This is a genomic window from Streptomyces sp. NPDC054796, from assembly GCF_053611545.1.
Genome location: NZ_JBSHAO010000006.1, coordinates 21,590 through 39,358 on the forward strand (window position 1 = coordinate 21,590; position 17,769 = coordinate 39,358).

General features: G+C 72.3%; 14 protein-coding genes. 7 read left to right on the plus strand and 7 right to left on the minus strand.

The genetic code is table 11. From position 1 onward, the window contains the following. Positions 1 to 27: 27 nt before the first annotated feature. The gene (locus ACWGJ2_RS06905; RefSeq protein WP_453344929.1) at positions 28 to 870 is read right to left on the minus strand and encodes a phytanoyl-CoA dioxygenase family protein; all 843 of its coding nucleotides are present in this window, start codon (positions 868 to 870) and stop codon (positions 28 to 30) included. A gap of 71 nt (positions 871 to 941) precedes the next feature. Next, complete coding sequence (locus ACWGJ2_RS06910; protein ID WP_453344930.1) at positions 942 to 1,568, minus strand: LmbU family transcriptional regulator; 627 nt, start codon at positions 1,566 to 1,568, stop codon at positions 942 to 944. A 247-nt stretch (positions 1,569 to 1,815) separates the two neighbouring features. Between ACWGJ2_RS06910 and ACWGJ2_RS06915 the strand changes: the two genes are divergently transcribed. Beyond that, complete coding sequence (locus ACWGJ2_RS06915; RefSeq protein ID WP_453344931.1) at positions 1,816 to 3,516, plus strand: carbamoyltransferase family protein; 1,701 nt, start codon at positions 1,816 to 1,818, stop codon at positions 3,514 to 3,516. Positions 3,517 to 3,627: 111 nt separating this feature from the next. Here the strand turns inward: ACWGJ2_RS06915 and ACWGJ2_RS06920 are convergent, their stop codons facing one another. The 3 genes from ACWGJ2_RS06920 to ACWGJ2_RS06930 are packed head-to-tail and all read right to left on the minus strand — an operon-like array spanning position 3,628 to position 6,106. Further along, entirely contained in the window at positions 3,628 to 4,107 is a 480-nt protein-coding gene (locus tag ACWGJ2_RS06920; protein WP_453344932.1) for a PPOX class F420-dependent oxidoreductase, read from the minus strand. Then, positions 4,104 to 4,961: an SDR family oxidoreductase gene (locus ACWGJ2_RS06925; protein WP_453344933.1), complete on the minus strand. Its 858-nt coding sequence runs from the start codon at positions 4,959 to 4,961 to the stop codon at positions 4,104 to 4,106. Before ACWGJ2_RS06925 ends, ACWGJ2_RS06920 begins: the two co-directional genes overlap by 4 nt. Next, positions 4,958 to 6,106: a hypothetical protein gene (locus ACWGJ2_RS06930; RefSeq protein ID WP_453344934.1), complete on the minus strand. Its 1,149-nt coding sequence runs from the start codon at positions 6,104 to 6,106 to the stop codon at positions 4,958 to 4,960. Before ACWGJ2_RS06930 ends, ACWGJ2_RS06925 begins: the two co-directional genes overlap by 4 nt. A 490-nt stretch (positions 6,107 to 6,596) precedes the next feature. Here ACWGJ2_RS06930 and ACWGJ2_RS06935 point away from each other — a divergent pair, with 490 nt between their 5' ends. From ACWGJ2_RS06935 to ACWGJ2_RS06960, 6 genes are all read left to right on the plus strand, one after another. Beyond that, complete coding sequence (locus ACWGJ2_RS06935; RefSeq protein ID WP_453344935.1) at positions 6,597 to 7,520, plus strand: polysaccharide deacetylase family protein; 924 nt, start codon at positions 6,597 to 6,599, stop codon at positions 7,518 to 7,520. Then, the gene (locus tag ACWGJ2_RS06940; RefSeq protein WP_453344936.1) at positions 7,517 to 8,083 is read left to right on the plus strand and encodes an ureidoglycolate lyase; all 567 of its coding nucleotides are present in this window, start codon (positions 7,517 to 7,519) and stop codon (positions 8,081 to 8,083) included. Before ACWGJ2_RS06935 ends, ACWGJ2_RS06940 begins: the two co-directional genes overlap by 4 nt. After that, entirely contained in the window at positions 8,080 to 9,360 is a 1,281-nt protein-coding gene (locus ACWGJ2_RS06945; protein WP_453344937.1) for an amidase, read from the plus strand. Before ACWGJ2_RS06940 ends, ACWGJ2_RS06945 begins: the two co-directional genes overlap by 4 nt. A gap of 1 nt (position 9,361) precedes the next feature. Then, positions 9,362 to 10,471 carry a glycosyltransferase family 2 protein gene (locus tag ACWGJ2_RS06950; protein WP_453344938.1) on the plus strand — a complete coding sequence of 370 codons (1,110 nt, stop codon included), beginning with the start codon at positions 9,362 to 9,364 and terminating at the stop codon, positions 10,469 to 10,471. Positions 10,472 to 10,578: 107 nt separating this feature from the next. Continuing rightward, positions 10,579 to 12,633 (plus strand): NAD-dependent epimerase/dehydratase family protein, encoded by a 2,055-nt coding sequence (locus tag ACWGJ2_RS06955; RefSeq protein WP_453344939.1) that lies wholly within the window; start codon positions 10,579 to 10,581, stop codon positions 12,631 to 12,633. After that, complete coding sequence (locus tag ACWGJ2_RS06960; protein ID WP_453344940.1) at positions 12,630 to 13,343, plus strand: PIG-L deacetylase family protein; 714 nt, start codon at positions 12,630 to 12,632, stop codon at positions 13,341 to 13,343. Before ACWGJ2_RS06955 ends, ACWGJ2_RS06960 begins: the two co-directional genes overlap by 4 nt. Positions 13,344 to 13,418: 75 nt before the next feature. On the opposite strand, the gene ACWGJ2_RS06965 is transcribed toward ACWGJ2_RS06960, so the two are convergent. Together ACWGJ2_RS06965 and ACWGJ2_RS06970 are read right to left on the minus strand one after the other, a co-directional pair. Then, complete coding sequence (locus ACWGJ2_RS06965) at positions 13,419 to 16,694, minus strand: amino acid adenylation domain-containing protein (protein WP_453344941.1); 3,276 nt, start codon at positions 16,692 to 16,694, stop codon at positions 13,419 to 13,421. Continuing rightward, positions 16,691 to 17,557 (minus strand): phosphotransferase, encoded by an 867-nt coding sequence (locus ACWGJ2_RS06970; protein ID WP_453344942.1) that lies wholly within the window; start codon positions 17,555 to 17,557, stop codon positions 16,691 to 16,693. The genes ACWGJ2_RS06965 and ACWGJ2_RS06970 overlap by 4 nt, the downstream gene beginning before the upstream one ends. Positions 17,558 to 17,769 lie beyond the last annotated feature (212 nt).

Below are 17,769 nucleotides of genomic sequence, written 5' to 3' on the forward strand. Positions count from 1 at the left end.
TGTGACTCCTCGCCGGGGAAACACCAGCTACTGGCTGGAGATCAGATGCTCCGCATCCGTGTACGAGCCGGAGGCGACCAGTTCTCGGTACTCCGCCTCGACGTGCTGCGCGGGTTCGCGCTTTCGGCGGCTGCGGCGGTCCGGATCGCCTGTGAAATCCCGGGCCGGGCAGTAAGTGGACATGAAGATGCGCCGGGGGAGCCCGCTGTCGTTCTTGCCGGAGGCGTGCACGAGACGGCTGTGGAAGAAGAGCAGATCACCCGCTGCCCCATTGATCTCGACCAGATCCCGGGGATCGACGCTGCCCTCCTCTATGTCGCCGCCGCGGACGCAGGGAAAACTCTGTGTGTGGCTTCCTGGGAGAACGGAAAGCGCGCCCCGGCCGGAAGAGTCGTCGAGGAACACCGCGCAAGTGACGGCGGTGGGCGGATAGTTGTCCTCCGCTGTGTACCACCCGGCATCGGTGTGCATCACGAAGCCTTCGTCGTAATCGCGGGGGAACATGGCGGTCCTGATGTCCTCGCCGCCGGGAAGGAGCTGTTTGTACAGCAGCTTGTCATGGGCGAACCGGGGCTCGTCCCCCATGAGCCGGCGCAGCGGAGCGAGGACGCGGGCATCGCTTGTACTGCGCAGGAACGGCGGCGAAAGATCGATCACGGGCTGCATCATGCGCGCGAAGAGCCGGTTGTCGCGCCATACCGCTTCCAGCCGCCCGCCGGGTCTGCCGGTCGCTATCTGCACGTTGACGGCCAGGTTGATCAGCCGGTCGGCTTCGGCACGGAGAGCGGTCAGTTCGTGCTCCGGTATCTGGCCGGGAACCTGTAGATACCCGTCGCGCCGGAACCTGGATGACGCGTCGGATTCAGCCACTGCGGACTCCCACTGCGAACTCCCTGTGTGCTCAGCGAGGGCGTTGTGCACTGCCGGCCGGAGGTTCACCGTTACGGCACGGAATCGACGCTGGCCGCGCCGTCGAGGACCGAGGTTATCCAGTTCACCAGCTCCATGCCCTCATCGCGGGCCGCGTTCTCCCACTGAGCCTTCCGGATCTCCGAAACCAGTATCTCGACGACGGCCTTGGAGGTGCGGGCGTCCGGCTCCTCCGTGTACTTCCGGTGCTTGCGCAGTTCCATCCTCAGCTTGTTTCTCGACCAGTTGCCCTGTTCCGCCTTCCGTAACCACAGATCCTGTTGCTCCGGGTCCGGGATTCCGGCCACTTCGAGGTGGTGCGCGAAGCTCAGAGTGTCACGCCGACGGGTCACCGGGAAACGGGAGGCGACCCAGGCGTAGTTGCGGAGGGTCTGGTAGTCGAGCTGGGTTTCCGCGATAGCCTGCCGGTACCGGTCGGGAAACATGTGCTTGCCGAAGACGATCCAGTCTCCGATCCACCACGAGGATGAGTCGGATATGAGAAAAAGCTGGCGTCCGACTCGCTGCCAGCTTTCCAGTGGTAAATCCGGCGGCAGCTCCAGAAAGGTTCTGCGCGCAGCCGCTTCCGGTCCGATTCTCAGCTTTTCCGGTGTGCGAACCCCGTTGGTGCGAAGGGTTGGGCCCGTGACCTTCCGCACTGGTTCTCCCGTCTCTCCGGCTGACGTACCTGCTGGAGCCTTTTGCTCAGCTCATGGTGGGGGGGCAGTCTTGCTCAGCTTTATGGCGGGACAGGAATGAGACGTTACAAAGGTGACTGTGCACTGTCAACACCTGTCACTCCGTGATACTCCTGAGAGGGCAGGGCTCCCGTGTTTATTTCCCCGGGACAGGCGCTTGGCAGCGCACCACTCGCACGTCATCCATCACTGATTCACGGAGGTCACCATGCGTGTGCTCGGATTGAACGGATGGCCTGGACGGGGACACGACGCAAGCGCCTGTCTGGTCGAGGACGGCCGCCTGATAGCGCTTGCCGAAGAGGAGCGATTCACGCGCCGCAAGCATGCCTATGGAGCGGCGCCGGTGCACGCGGCGGCCTTCTGTCTGGACCGGGCGGGCATCACCCTCGACGACGTGGACGCCGTCGCCTTCGGCTGGGACGTGCCCCTCCTGTACCGCGACCGCGGCATCCCCTACCCCTTCACCGACCGCACGGCGCTGGAACTGTTGCTGCCCGCCCGGGAACTGCCCCGGCGGCGGGACCCGCAGCTCGTCTTCGTACCGCACCATGTGGCGCACGCCGCCAGCGTCTTTCATCTGAGCAGGGACAAGCGGGCGGCCATCCTCGTCGTCGACGGGCAGGGCGAGCGCGAAAGCACCAGCCTGGCCATCGGAGAGCGGGGCAAGATATCCGTCATCGATTCGTTTCCCCCTGCATGGTCCCTCGGCTATTTCTATGACGCGGTCGGCCGCTATATCGGCCTGGGCCCGGACCAGGCCGGCAAGACGATGGGGCTGGCCGCCTACGGCAGAACCGGCGACGCCTCATTCGGATCGTTCGCCATGGAAAGTGACTTCGCGGTGGCGCATCTGCCCGCGGATCTGATGTCGCGCCGGAACATCGACGACAGCGAAGAGGTCATCGACGGCTGGCTGGCGCACCTGGAGCGGACATGTCCACTGCCCCCGAACACGCTGCGGCGCCGCTGGGACTCCCGTACGGCCCGGTTCAGCAGCGTTCCCGACCGTGACCCCTTCGACTACGCGGACATCGCCGCGACCGCGCAGGCGGCGATCGAGCACCTCGTGTCCGGCTTCGTCGACAGCGTGGTGCGGCTCACGGGAGAGGAGACGCTTCATGTGGCGGGCGGCGTCGCCCTGAACGCCACGCTCAACGGGCGGCTGCTGCACCACCCGGCGCTGCGCCGGGTGTTCGTCCAGCCCCTGGCCGGGGACGCGGGAGTGGCCCTCGGCGCAGCGCTCCACCTGTGCGCGGAGGGCGGACACCCCGGCGTGCCGATGGGCGCCCACCTCGCCTGGGGCCCGGAGTTCTCCCCCGGCGCGGTACGGGACGTCGTGACGGCCGGCGGACTGCGCTTCGACGAGCCGGGCGACCTGCCCTCCGCCGTCGCGGACCTCATCGCGGACGGCCGCACCGTCGGCTGGTTCCAGGGGAGGGCCGAGGCGGGCCCGCGGGCGCTCGGGCAGCGGAGCATCCTCGCGGACCCGGGCGCGCGCGAGACCCGGGACCGCCTCAACCTCCGCATCAAGCGGCGCGAGTGGTGGCGGCCACTGGCACCGAGCGTCACGTCCGAGGAGGCACCGGCATATCTGGAGACCCCCGTCCCACTGCCCTACATGGTCACCACCGTCCCCCTGCGCCCCGAGGCCCGTGCGCGTTTCGAGGCCGTCGACCACGTCGACGGAACGACGCGCGCGCAGACCGTCGAGGCGGCCGAGCAGCCGCTCTACCACGAGCTGTTGCGCCGCGTCGGGGAGCGCAGCGGGGCTTCCCTCCTGCTCAACACGTCCTTCAACGGCAACGAGGAACCGCTGGTCAACTCGCCGGCCGACGCGCTGAGCGCCTACGCGCGGCTCGGGCTGGACGCGCTCGCCATCGGCCCGTTCCTGCTGCGGAAGCGGTGAGGCGCGGGCGGTGACGCACGGGCGGCGTCACTCGGACGGTGACGCACGGGCGGCGTCACTCGGACGGTGACGCACGGGCGGCGTCACTCGGACGGTGACGCACGGGCGGTGTCACTCGGGGCGGGGCGGCGACCACTCGCCCTGCCCCCGGGGTCCGGCGTCGAGGGTGCGCAGCGACGGGCCCTGGGCGGCGAGGCACCGGAGCGGCTCGATGACCAGCACGACCCGTTCGGTGCGGATGCTCTCGGACGGGTAGCCGCGGCCCCGGTAGGCGTGGCTCAGCCGGTCCGCGTGCTGTCTGGCCGCGGCCCCGCCGACGACGTCGGTGACCGCCCCCCGCACTTCCAGGAAGCGGTGCGGGTCGTGCCCGTCGACGAGCAGCACGGTCACCCGGGAGTCCCGGAGGACGTTGCGGTACTTGGCGCGGTGGCGTTCGGTGTTCACCAGCAGCCGTCCCGGCTCGTGGCCCACCCATACGACGTGACTCTGCGGATGCCCGTCCGGCAGCAGCGTCGTGAGCACGGCCAGGTGGGGCGGTCCCGCCAACTGGGCGGCGAGCGTGTCGAACGGTGCCTGTCGCGTCTCTGTCATGTCTGCTCCCGGTCCCAGCGTGCAGAGAGGCCCAGCACGCGGGCCATCTCCCTCTCGTACTCCTCGTAGCCGCGCCCCGTCCGCATGGCCACGGTGGCCTCCGCGTCCGCGCCGACGACACGCCGCAGCGGGGGACGGGCGGCCTCCAGAAGTTCCGCCACGGCACACGCGACCTCCTCCGGGTCCGGGTCGTGGCCCGGCGGCTCCAGCTTCGGGAGCGCGGCACGGTACTCGTCGGCCAGTGGCCTGTAGGGGGACTCAGCGGGCAGGTGCGGAGCGCGTCCCTTGCGGTACAGCTCGCTGGGGTAGCGGCCCGGCTCCACGATCGAGACCACGATGCCGAACGGCATCAGCTCCCACCGGAGGGACTCCGCGAGCCCTTCGAGCGCGAACTTGCTCGCACAGTAGGCCGAGGCGAACGGCCGGGCAGCCAGCCCGACCAGGGAGCCGATGAAGACGATGCGGCCCGCGCGGCGGCGTCTCATGGCCGGCAGCACGGCGCGGGTCAGCCGGTACGTGCCCACGACGTTGGTCTCCAACTGCCACCGCAGCGCGTCCTCGTCCGTCGTCTCCACGGGTCCGGCGACCTCGACACCGGCGTTGTGCACCACCCCGTCCAGCCCACCGGCCAGCTCCTCGGCCTCGGCCAGCCCGCTCGCCACCGTCACCGGATCCCGGATGTCCATGCGCACGATGTGCAAGGGCGTGCCGGTGCGGGCGGCGGCCCGGAGTTCCTCCGCAGCCTCCGGCCGCCGTACGGTGGCCACGACGGTGTGGCCACGGGCGGCGAGCCGCAGAGCGGTGTGCCGGCCGAGCCCGCTGCCGCACCCGGTGAGGAGCACCCGCAGGGTCACAGCGTCCCCTCGGGCGTCGGCAGGCCGACCAGCGCCGCGCCCACATGTTCGTACGTCCGCTCGTTGCCCAGTGCGTGCTGGGTCGCGGTGAGCATGTCCCGCAGCCGCCGCTGCAAGGGGTGGCGGTCGTGCACCGCGCCGCCCGACGCCGCGCGGAACAGACTCAGGGCCACCTCCCGGCACACGTCCATCACATGCGCGAGCATGATGCGGAACGCGGCCCGCTGCTCCGTGCCGGGGAGGGTGCCCGCCTGAACGGTGTCCCACAGGTCGCCCACCGTGTCGTAGGCGTACGAGCGGGCGGCCGCGGTACGGGCGATGGCCTGGCCCAGCGCCTTCTGGAGGGCGGGCGACTCCCGCCGGGGGCGCCCGGAGCCCGGCTCCAGACCGCTCTCCAGCAGGGAGGTGAACTCCCGTACCGCACCGCGGGCCGCGCCCAGGACGACCCCCGGCACCTTCGCGCGGTACATGACAGGACAGCGGTAGAGCGGATCACTGCTCAGGGGGCGGTCGAAGCTGAAGGTGCGTTCCCTCGGCACCAGCGCTTCGTGGGCCGCGTAGCTGAAGCTGCCGCTGCCCTGCAACCCCAGGGCGTGCCAACTGTCCTCGTCGACGGTGCAGTCCGTGCGCGGCAGCAGGGCGACGATCCACCGGCCTGCCTGCTCGCCGTCGCGCACCCGGCAGCCGCTGGCCAGCCACCTGGCGTGCTTGCTGGCGCTCCCGAAGGGCCACCGGCCGCTCACCGTGTAGCCGTCGCCGGTGCGCAGGGCGGTACCGGCGGGCTCGACGAAGCCAGCGGTGATGGCGTCCGGGTCGTCGGCGTACATCTCGGCGGCGACCCGCGGGTCGAGGAAGGAGGCGTAGTAGCCGCTGTCGGAGCCGATCATGGCGTACCAGCCGAGCGACGCGTCGTGCTCGGCCAGGGACTCGACGGCCCGCAACTGCACGAGGGGGTCGGTCTGCATCCCGCCGAGGTCCGTCGCCAGGGCCATCCGGAAGACGCCGGTCCTGCGGAGCAGCGCCACGGCCGCGTCGGGGAGCACGTCGGCGGAGGGCGTTTCGAGGGACCTGTCCAGCTCGGGGAGAGCCTTCTCGATCGCCTGGAGCAACGGGTGCTGTGAGAGCTGTTCACTCAATCCGTTCATGGAGCTCCCTGTGAGGACGTTTACGGCCTCGTGGCGGGGACGGCTGTCTCGCCGGCGAGACAACCGCCACCGTCATCGGCCGACCGGTGGGGGCGGGATGGTCGTGCGGCCGCGGGCGGGAATCCGGGGTCGAAGCCGGCCGCGGCGCATTCGTGAGACACGGAGTCCACTCCTTGTGCCCCGGCCCTGCTTTCGCCGACAGGTGATGGAATGCCCCTCGGCGGCGGGCAGTTCCCCGGCCGAGGGTAGCCCCAGGCCAAGGGAATCGGACCAGGGGGAGCGAATCCCGGAGGTATCGACTATCGTCGTGCGGAGCTGAATCCGCAGACGCAGCAGGAGAAGCAGCAGCAGAAACATTCGCGGCTTCCCATTGCCTTCGGCCGCTTCCCGTTGTCACCGTCGCCCTCAAAGCAACGGAAGCGGCGCACGGCTACGCATTTCCCGCGCACCGATGAGAACGTGACACAGGTCTTGGCTGCTCTCAGCCGCCGTGTTTCCGCTCCGGCAGCACAATGCTGCCCTTCACTTCACGGACCGTGTGATGACAGTGAGCCATGGACCACTGGAACCGCCATTCCGCCCGCGCGACGCGAGAACACCGGCGTGGCCGGACGGCGCCCGCGTGGCGGTCTGGCCGGTGGTCAACATCGAGCACTATCCGCAGGGCGGTCAAGGACCGGCGTTGCAGCCGCACTTGGCGCACGGCCACGATATCGCCAACCACAACTGGCGCGACTACGGAAATCGCGCCGGGATCTTCCGGCTCTTCACGCTCTTCGCGGAACTCGGCATCCCGGCAACGGCCGCGCTCAACGCCGAAATCTGCCTGCGTCACCCGGAGATCGTGGAGGCTGTCAAGAGAAACGGCTGGGACGTGATGGCGCACGGCTGGGAGAACAGCACACGCCACAGCGACCTCTCTCCGCAGGCCGAGGCCGAGGTGATCGAGCGGAGTCTCCGGGTGCTCCAGGACGGCACGGAACGCCCGGTGCACGGATGGCTCACCCCGGGCTTCGCCGTGAGCGACCACACCTGGGACCTGCTGTCCGCCGCCGGTGTGCGCTATGTGGCGGACCTCGGGAACGACGACGTGCCCTACTGGTGGGGAAGGCCGGCGGGGCGGCTGCTCGTTCTCCCGTACAGCATGGAAACGAATGACATCACGCTTTTCCTCAGTCTGCGGCAGACCCCCGCGCAGTTCGCCGACGCGCTCGTGGAACAGGTGAGGACGCTGGCGGCCGAGCCGCACGGCGGGCGCGTCGTCGCGCTGGGCCTGCACCCGTTCCTGGTGGGGCAGCCGGGAAGAATCGGTGCGCTGCGCCGCTGTCTCGAAGAAATCGCCGCCCTGCCGCATGTCCGGTGGGCCACGGGTGCTGCCCTCTTCCGACACTTGTGTGAGGACGATCCTGGGTGAATACAGCAAAGAGTCTCGACATACTCGTCTCCGACGCCGACGAGAAGACCGTGCGTCCTTTCGGCACCTTGATCACCACGGATGTCGTCCAGGCCATGGACATCCCCTTCTATCCCGGCCGGGTCATCGAGGGCGGAGACATCGGATTCCGCTATCGCGGACGCGCGGCCTTACGGACGGCGCAGATCCTTCCCGACCCCGAGGTGGAAGTCCGCTGGCTCGAACGCCATTTGCATCTGACCCAGCTCTTCGTCACCCTGGGCGCGCCTTTCGTCATGGTGCTCACTCCGCCCAATCACGAGAACGACGCGAAGCTGCCCGACCTCGACGCCGCACGCGCCCTGCGTTTCCCCGCCAACAGCGCTTTTCTCCTCCACCTCGGCACCTGGCACGACTTTCCCATCGCGCTGGACCGGCCGGTCACCACCCTCATCGCCAATTCCGCCGAGGTGGTGGAGGCGCTGCGGACGGCGGAAGGGCCACGGGAACTCGACAGCGGCGACGTCCTCAAGGTGTCGCTCAGCGACCGGTTCGGGGTCACGTTGCGGCCCCTGCTGCGATGAGGGGCGCCCCGCCGGAGGACGTCGGCGCCGCGCTCGACCGGCTGGAGTCACTTGATCCCGGTATCAGGGCATTCATCGCCGAGCCGGGACGCCGGGCCCGGGTGGCCGCCGAGTCCCGTCGGCAGGCCGCCTCGGACGGGCCGCTCGCCCGGGTCCCGGTCGCGGTCAAGGACGTCTTCCGGGCCGAAGGACTGCCCACCCGGGCTGGTTCCGCCCTGCCCGCCGCGCTCTTCGCCGGGCCCGAATCGGCGGTGGTGCGCCGGGTCCGCGAGGCGGGCGGCGTCGTCCTCGGCAAGACGCACCTGGACGAGTTCGGGTGCGCCGAGCCCGGCCCGACCCGCAACCCGCACGACCGGGCCCGGACGCCCGGCGGTTCGAGCGCCGGATCGGCGGCCGCGGTGGCCGCGGGCATCTGCTCCGTGGCCATCGGCGCACAGACCCAGCGCTCCGTCACCGCTCCGGCCGCCTACTGCGGCGTCGTCGGATACAAACCCACCCACGGGCTGATCCCCTACGACGGCGTGCCCCTGGCACCGTCCGCCGACACCATCGGGATCTTCACCCGCGACATGGCCACCCTGACCACCGCAGCCGCCGCGCTCACCGGCGTCGTCGCCGCCCCCGGCGAGGCGCCCCGGCTCGCCGTACCCGACGGCTACCCGATGGAGCTGGTGCAGCCCGCCGCGCGCCGCGCGTTCACCGCGCTGCTCACCGCGCTCGAAGAGGCGGGCGCTGACGTCGTCACCGTGCCCGCCCCCTGGCAGGACGACGTGGAGAGCTGGCTGCGCACCTGTGACGACCTGATGCTCGGCGAACTCGCGGGCACCCACGCCGAGTGGTACCCCCGGTACGCGCCGCGCTACAGGGCCCGCACGGCGGCGGCGATCGACGCGGGACGGGCCCTGCCCCGCGGGCGGATCGCGCGGGCCCGCTCCCGGCTGCCCGTGCTGCGGCGCCGGCTGGCCGCCGGGCTGCGGGCGACCGGCGCTGACTGCTGGGTGTGCCCTTCAGCCCTCGGCCCGGCGCCGCTCGGCTACGACCACACCGGCGACATCGAGACGACCGTCTTCTGGTCATGGGCGGGCCTGCCCACCCTCAGCCTCCCGGCCGGCCGCGCCGTCCCCGCCGACGGCGGCCCGCCCATGCCCGTGGGGTTGCAGTGCGTGGCCCCGCACGGCCAGGACCCGTTGCTCCTGGCCGTCGCCGACTGGCTGGAGCGGAAGCTCGGCGGCACAGCGGCGCTACAGAGCGGACTTTTCCACCGAGGAGCCAACTGACGTGACCTCACCCCCACCCCCACCCCCACCCCCGTCCTCACCCCCGACTCCGGCCCCGCCCCCGCCCTGCCCCGACATCGGAACGCACGCCGAGCCGGGAAGAACGCCGGCTCCCGCCTCCGAAGCACGCGTCACCGCCACCCTGGCCGACACGTCGGTCGTCATCCCCGTGAAGGACGACCCCCTGGTCGTCCAGTGCGTGGCGAGCGTCGACGAGGAGGTGGAGATCGTCCTGGCTCTCAACGGCGCCGACGAGGCGACCCACCGCCGTATCCGGGCCCTGGACCGGCCGGTGCGGGTGGCCGAGATCGACGAACCGAACCTGGGCGCCGCGTACAACGCGGCCATCGACGCCGCGGGCAGACGCTATGTCCTGCTCATGGACTCCGACTGCGTCTTCCTCCCCGGCACCATCCGCGCCCTCGCCGAAGCGGCGGCCGACCACCCGGTGGTCAAGGGCAGGGTCCGGTTCCGCTCGGCCCGAGGGCGGCTCAGCCGCTGGATCGAGCAGTCCCGCTCCTTCCAGATCGCCGACCACGTCAACGCCTATTCACCGCCGCTCATCTACGACCGGGACATCGTGGACCGCATAGGCGGATACCACTACTCCGGCCTCATCCACTGGGAGGAGGACCGCGAATTCGACTTCCGGCTCCAGCTCGCCGGAATCCCCGTCGCCTACCTCCCGGACGCCGTCGTCGAACACGCGCCGCAGAGCGGACTCACCGACCTGCGCAGCGGACTGCGCTACGGGATCGGCGAAGGCATCGGACAGGAGCTGGGCCTGTTCCCCACGCCCCGGATGCGGTGGCGGCTCGCGAACGACCTGGGCTCGATCGTCAGCATCGGCCGCCGCAAGGGCCCAGGGCCCGCCTTCTACCGCACCGCCTGGCTGACCAGTTACCACCTCGGCACCCTCTACCAGCACCTGCGCGACCCCTACGGAGTACGGCCGCACTACCCCCGCACCGCCCGGCGGGTCCGGGCCCACCCCGGTGTCCCCGGGCACTCCACCCTGCTCAGCGGCGAACAGCGGGCCCTGCTGCGGGCCTCACACGAGCGCCAGGGCCGCCGCATCACCTCCGGGCCGCAGGGACGCGTCCCGTCCTGACCGCCCGCGCAGCCCCCTTCGCAGCCCCGCCCCGCCCCGCCCTGCCCCGCCCCCACCTCTCTTCGAAGCCCCGCCCGCCTTGCCCCCGCCCCCACCAGAGTCCTTCCATGGAGGATGCTGTGCTCTCTCCCTCAGCCCCGTCGCGCCTCGCCGTCATCGGCTGCGGCGCCGCGGCCCGTGCGTGCCATCTGCCCGCGCTCGCGGAGGGCGGACCGTTCCGGCTGACCCACCTGGTCGACACCGTGCCCGCGCACGCGCACCAGGCCGCCGACATCTACCGCGCCGCCTGCGCCACGGCCCGTACCGCACCGGGAGAGGTCGCCCTCGGCACGGAACCGGCGGACATCCTGCCGGAGATCGACGCCGCGATCATCGCCACGCCGCACGCCACCCACTTCCCCCTCGCCGACACGCTGCTGCGGGCGGGCAAACACGTCCTGCTGGAGAAGCCCCTGGCGCTCACCACGGAGGACTGCGGGCGCATCGCCGCCGCCGCCCGGGCGGGGAACGCCCTCGCCATGCCCGCACACGTGCGGCGGCTCTTCCCCGCCGCCCCGTGGGTGCGCAGGACGCTGGCGGAGGGCAGGCTCGGCCGGGTGACCTCCGTGACCTGGCGGGAAGGGCACCCCTACGCGTGGCCGCTGCTGACCGGATTCATGTTCGCGCCGCCGGACGAGGGCGGCGGCGTCCTGCTGGACACCGGCCCGCACGTGCTCGACCTGCTGCATCACTGGTTCCCCGGCCCGGCCGAGGTCGTCTCGTGCGCCCACAACGGCGGTTCGGGCGCCGAGAGCGAGATACGGCTGCACGCGACCTTCGGCGGCACACCGTCGGAGATCCACCTCAGCAGGCTGCGCTCCCTCGGGGACACCTGCACCCTGCACGGGACCACGGCCGACCTGACGGTGGGCACCGGCTTCCCCGGCACGTACGAACTGCGGAACAGGGACGGCGCCCTGGTGGCGGAGGGCGCCGTGCCCTTGGAGCCGCCGGCCCGCGACACCTGGGTGGGACTGTTCAGCGGCCAGCTCGAACAGTTCGCCGGAGCCATCGCCAGGCACACCGGAACACCTGGGGCGCCGGGCGACGACACGAGGTCGGCGGCCACCCTGGCCGAGGCCGAGACGGCCGTGCGGCTGCTGAGCGCCGCCCGCGACTCCGCCCGCGCCGCCGACGTCACCCCGCTGCCCCGGCCGGCCGAAGGCCCCCGTCCCGCCCCGCAGCACCCGCCGGGCCGGATCGCGGTGACGGGGGCCAGTGGCTTCATCGGCTCCCACCTCACCCAGCGGCTCGTCACCGGCGGCTCCACCGTGACCGCGGTCGTACGCGACCTCGCCAAGCTGGCCCCGCTTTCCCACCTCGCCGGACCGCGGCTCCGGCCGCACCACGCCGACATCCGCGACGCCGACGCCCTCGCGGAGGCGTTCCGCGGCTGCGACACCGTGGTGCACACCGTCCACGGCGGCGAGGGCACCCCCGAGGAGCAGTGGTCGGTGGGTGTCGACGGCACCCGCGCCGCGCTCGCCGCTGCCCGCCGCGCCGGTGTGCGCCGCTTCGTCCACGTCAGCACCGTCGCCGTCTACGACGACAAGGGCCGGAGCCGGATCGACGAGTCCGCACCCCGCCTCGCGCACAGCCCAGGGGCACGGGACTACGCCCACCAGAAGCTCGCCGCCGAGGAACTGGTCCTCGCCTCCGGCAGCGACGGGCTGACGACAGTCGTCGTCCAGCCCACCGTCGTCTACGGGCCCGGCAGCCCGGCGTGGACCCTGACCCCGCTGCGCAGGCTGCGCGAGGGCAAGACGGCCCTGCCCACGGGCGACGAGGGCGGCACGTGCAACGCCGTCCACGTCTCCGACGTCGCCGACGCGCTGATCGCCGCCGCCACCCGGCCGGCGCCCGAGCAGGCGCGGATGCTGGTGTCAGGACCCGAGACGCTGCCGTGGGGCCGGTTCTACGACGCGTACAGGGAACTGCTGGGCACCCCCGAAGCGGCGACCTCCGGCGCGCCCCCGGAGGAGTGGGAACGCGCCCTGTACGACAGCCACGCCACGGTCTCGACCGACACCGTGACCGCCTTCGGCTGCCCGCCCCGCACCGGCTTCCGCACCGGCTTCGCGCATACGGCGGCCTGGGCCCGCTGGGCGGGGATCGTCCAGTGAACGGCCCGGACAGGCCCGTGCCCGACGCCGGCACCGTGCTCGCCATCGCACCGCACCCGGACGACGAACTGATCGGCGCGGGCGGCTCGCTGCTCCTGCACGCGAAGGCGGGGCGACACGTCGCGGTCGTGCACGTCGTCGGCCGGGAGCCGACCCTCACGGAGGAACTGTCCGAGGAGCGGTACGCGGCCGAGATCGACCTCGCCGCGCGGCGGCTCGGCGTCGCGGAGCACTTCTGCCTCGACGCCCCCTCCCGCGACCTGCTGCCCCGTCGCGAACTGCGGATCGCGCTGGCCGCCGCCGTGCGACGGCTGCGCCCCGCCGTCGTGTACCTGCCGCACGCCGACGAGGGCGACCGGGAACACCGGCTGGTGCACGAACTCGCCCGTGACGCCCTGTGGATGGCCAGCGCCGACTTCTTCCCCGAGGCGGGCCCGGAACCCGCGCCCCCGCCCCGCCTGGTGCTGGCGTACGAGGTGTGGACCCCGATGCGGGAGTTCTCCCACGCGGTGAACATCTCCTCGGTCATGGCCGAGAAGGTGCACGCCATGCGGGCCTACGCCTCCCAGCTCCACCATGTGCCCTGGGACGAAGCGCTCGAAGGGCTGGCCCGCTACCGGGGAGCCGTCGCGCAAGGTGGCGGCCACGCCGAGGTGTTCGGCGTGCTGAACCTCGCCCACCACGAGGGCCTGGCCCGGCACCGGGGATGACCGGCTCGCGGCCCGCCACGGCCCGCCACGGCCCGCTGTGGTCCGCCGCGGCGCGCACCGGCGGGCAGGGTCCGGCTACGCCACCAGGCCCGTGACCGTACGGACGTGCTCCTCCGCCCAGCCGCGTACGGTCGCGGCGCGGAAGACAGCGCGGCTGTACGTCCACGTCACGGTCAGCCGGTCGCCGGTGCCGGCGATCTCGCACTGCACCTCGAGCGGATGGGGACGGCGCCACTCCCCGTGGACGAAGGGCCCGGTGTCCGCCTCCGGTATCCACCCAAGGAAGGGGCCCGTGGAGCCCAGGGGGCCCGGGCGCCCGAGGAAGTCGAACGAGACCTCGGCGGACGGCAGCAGGCCGAGTGCCGTCGCCGCAGGGGAGGACCCGTACGTCCGCAGCGCGCCCCAGCCCAGGCCCCCGTGCGGGGGGCGGGGCCGCCGCAGGAACGCGGCGAGGCCGTCGGCCGTGTCCACACGTACCGGTACGGAGGCGGTGAACCAGCCGGTCGTCCGGAGCAGGTCCACGTCGTCCGCGAGGGTGTGGCCCCTGCCGTGGTGCAGGGTGTCGATCCGTACCGCCCGAGTGCCGCTCGCCCCGGCCAGCACCCGGCCCAGCGCGTACAGCAGCATCTCGGCGGGCGGTCCCGGCGTCCGCCGCAGCAGCGCCCCGGCCACCTCACCGCCGATGGTCCGGACGACCTCGGCGGCCGAACCGGCGAGATTGTCGCGGAGCGGGTCGGCCCCTGGCACGTCCGGCCGCAGGGGGCCCGTCGGCTCCCCCTGCTGCCGCCAGTACGCGGCCTCGGCCGCGGCGGCGCCGTGCGCGTGGCGCTCGACCGCCGCGATCCACTCGCGCAGCGACGTCCCTTCGGGTTCCAGTCGCGGCGAGCCGCTGTCGTAGGCCGCGGCGAGATCGGCGGCGACGATGGACCAGGACAGCCGGTCGATGCCCATCTGGTGCGCGACGAGCAGGAGCCGGCCCGTACGGTGCGCGCCGCGCCGCAGGAGACGGGCCCGCAGGAGCCGGCCGCCTGCGAGGTCCAGCGAGCGGTGGAGGGCGCTGCCGGTGTGCCGTACCGCCTCCGCGACCTCGGCGGGGCCCGCGTCAGGGGGCAGATCGGTGACGTCCATGAGCGCGGCCCCGGGGACGGCCTCGGCCGGTGTCACGCGTTGGCGGGGGCCGGGCCCCTCCGCCCCCGGGGCTCCCGTGTCCTCGCGTACGGACAGCCGGAGCGAAGGGTGTGTCCGTACCACCGCGGCCAGTGCCAGGCTGAGTCGTGCCGGATCGGTTCCGGGGGCCGTGCGCAGCACCGCGTACTGGTTGTGGTGGTCGCGGTCCGGCGTCGGCAGCGACAGCCCGTCGGCCTGGGACGGCGCCAGGGGGAACCATGCCGACACGGCCCCGTCGGGGGCCGGGCGCGGCCGTGGCGAGCGGACGAGCGCGGCCAGCCGCCGGGGGGTGGTGTGTGCCAGCACGGCCGAGACGGGCAGGTCGTAGCCGGCCGCGCGGAACCGCTGCGCGACGTCCATCGCGGTGAGGGAATCGCCGCCCAGGACCAGCAGATCGGCGTCCGGGGCCGCGAGCGCGGGCAGCCCGAGGCAGTCCGTGAAGATCTCGCGCAGCGTCCGTTCGGCCGGGCCCGAAGGGCTCGCGGGGTGGGAGGGGCCGGCGGAGGGGCTCGCAGGGCTTGCGGGGCTGGAGGAGCTTGGCGGACTTGAGGGGCCCGGGACGGTGGAGTGCCCGTTCTCCGTGGTCGCCGCCGCCAGTTCCCGCAGCCGGGCGACGTCCGCCTTCCCGTTCGCGGTCAGCGGCAGCTCCGGTACGTCCCGCAGCAGCACGGGCACCTGGTGCGGCGGTAACCGCTCGGCCAGCGCGGCGCGCAGCTCCGCGTGTCCGCCGCCCCCGGGTGCGTCCGACTCCGGTACTGGCCCGTCGGCCCCGTCGCGTACGAGGAAGGCCACCAGCCGGGGACCGGCCGGACCGGGAGCGGCGATCACCGCGGCGGCCCCGATACCGGGCATGGCCGCGAGCACCGCTTCCGTCTGCTGCGGCTCCACGCGGTGCCCGCGGATCTTCACCTGCCGGTCGGCCCGGCCCACGAACCGCAGCGCGCCGTTCGGCTCCCTGACGACGAGGTCGCCGGAGCGGTACCGGCGCGTGGCGGCCGGGCCGCCGGGGGCGGGCAGGAAGCGTGCGGCGGTCTCCCGTGGTGCGCCGAGGTAGCCGTCCGCCAGCCCGGGCCCTCCGATGTGCAGCTCGCCCGGCACACCGTCGGGCACCGGAGACCCGTCCGGGCCCAGGACGGCGAGGGCGCAGCTCGCCGCGGGCCCGCCCAGCGGAACGACGGCGGGCGCCCGGCGTACGTCCGGAACCGTGTGGACCGTGGCTATCTGCGTCTCCGTCGGCCCGTAGGCGTTGCGCAGCCGCCGTGCGGGTATCGCCGCGCACCAGTCGCGCAGCTCGGGGGTGAGCAGCAACTGGTCGCCGCCGCTCATCACCTCACGCAGCTGCGGTGCCTGACCGGCGCCGACGAGCCGGTGCAGGATCTGGGGCGGCAGCACCGCCCTTCCGACACGGTGCGCCCGGAGCGCCGCCAGGAGCGCGCGGGGGTCGTGGCGCTCCTCCTGTGTGGCCACGACGACGGTGGAGCCCGCGCACAGGGTGGGGAAGATCTCCTGGGTGGAGGTGTCCCAGGACAGCGTGGAGAAGTGCAGCACCGGGCCGGAGAGGTCCGCGTCCGGGTCGGCCAGCAGCCAGTCGACGAGGTTGTCCAGCGACCGCCTGGGCATGATCACGCCCTTCGGCTCACCGGTGGAGCCGGAGGTGAAGAGGATGTAAGCGGGTGCCTCCGGCGCCGCGGTCCGCGCCGGTGGCGGGAAGGAGGCCGACGGCGGGACGGACGCCGGTGACGCGACGGCGGCCGGTGACGCGACGGATCCGTCCGGCGCCCCCGCGCCGTCCGGCCTGCCGTCGTCCCGCAGCGTCAGCGGCCGTCCGGTCAGCGCGCGAGCGGCGTCAGCCGTGCTCCGGTCGGCGATGACCTGCCGGACACCGGCCCGGCGCATCAGCCGCCGGTTGTACTCCGCCGGATGACTCTCGTCCAGCGGCACGTAGGCCGCGCCCGCCCGGAGCACACCCATGACGGCGACGATGCTCGCCGTCGTACGTCCGCAGGCGAGCCCGACCATGCGCGGGCGCCCGCGCGCCTCTTCCCGGAGAGCCGCGGCGACGGCGGCCGAACGGGCCTCCAGCAGACCGTAGGTGAGGTCGCCGCCCGTTCCGGTCACCGCGAGCGCGTGCGGGGTGCGCCGTACCTGGCGCAGGAAACGCTGGATCAGATCCGGCGGGCTCACAGGAGCGCCCGCTGCCAGAGGTCCCGGTGGCGGCGCAGATGGGGGGCGTCGGCCCGCTCGGTGATCTCCGGAGGGTTCTCGACGAGTTCGGCGAATCCGGGCACCCCCCGCGCGGCCCAGGTGTCCATGGTCCTGAACGTGACGGTCTGGCGCTCGGCCACGAGATCGATCAGGCCGACGCGGTCGTCCTCCGGCAGCCCGTACGCGTCGCAGAACAGCCGCAGCCTCCGGGGCACGTCCACCTCGGCCCAGCCGACGCTGCGGCAGTAGGCGGGGGTGTGCAGCGGAACGAGATACCACATCGCCTGGGCCAGATCCCAGGTACGGTCGGCCGGGGCGGCGAAGTCCCAGTCGATCAGCGCCGAGGGAAGGCCGTCGGAGTAGAGCAGATTATAATTGGCGATATCGTTGTGGCAGATGATTTCGCCGGTTCGCGGCGCACCGACCATGAATCGCCAGCGGGCATTCTCCGGCGGCGTGAAATCCGCGACGGCGTCGTGGTATTCCCTGATGAGATGAGCCGCGGCCCGTAGCGCTTCGTCGGTCTGCCATGGTGCCCGGATGGGCGGATATCCCACTTCGCCGGGCAGGTAGCTCAGGTACTCATAGCCTTTTTCCTCGTCCACGTCGAGGAGCCGCGGGGCGCGCGTGAAGCCGGACTTCGCCAGGTGGTCGAGGAGCGCGTGCACGGCGGGCGACCAGGGGCCGGTGCTGCGGCGAACACGGTTTCCCTGGCGGACCACTTCGGTGAGGTGCCCGCCGTGCAGCGTTTCCTCCGCCCCGGGGGATTCCGGCTCGGGCCCGGGAATGCCGGGATATTCGTCTCCGTGGTCGTCGGGATGGCTACGGCGATTTCTCGGCACGGTGGCTTTCCTCCGGCTGACGGTCAGGACTCCACCGGGCCCGGACACGGGGCATGGGCACTCTCTTGGGGCCGGCGTCATTTCTTGATAACGCGTTCCCCTCGGCCAGTCAACGCCGCGTTCTCCGTTGCGGCCGGACGTGCCGAAGGCCGACGTCGCCGGGATGGCACCCGGTCGCTCCGCTGCTCGCGGAGTCCGCGCCGCACCTGATG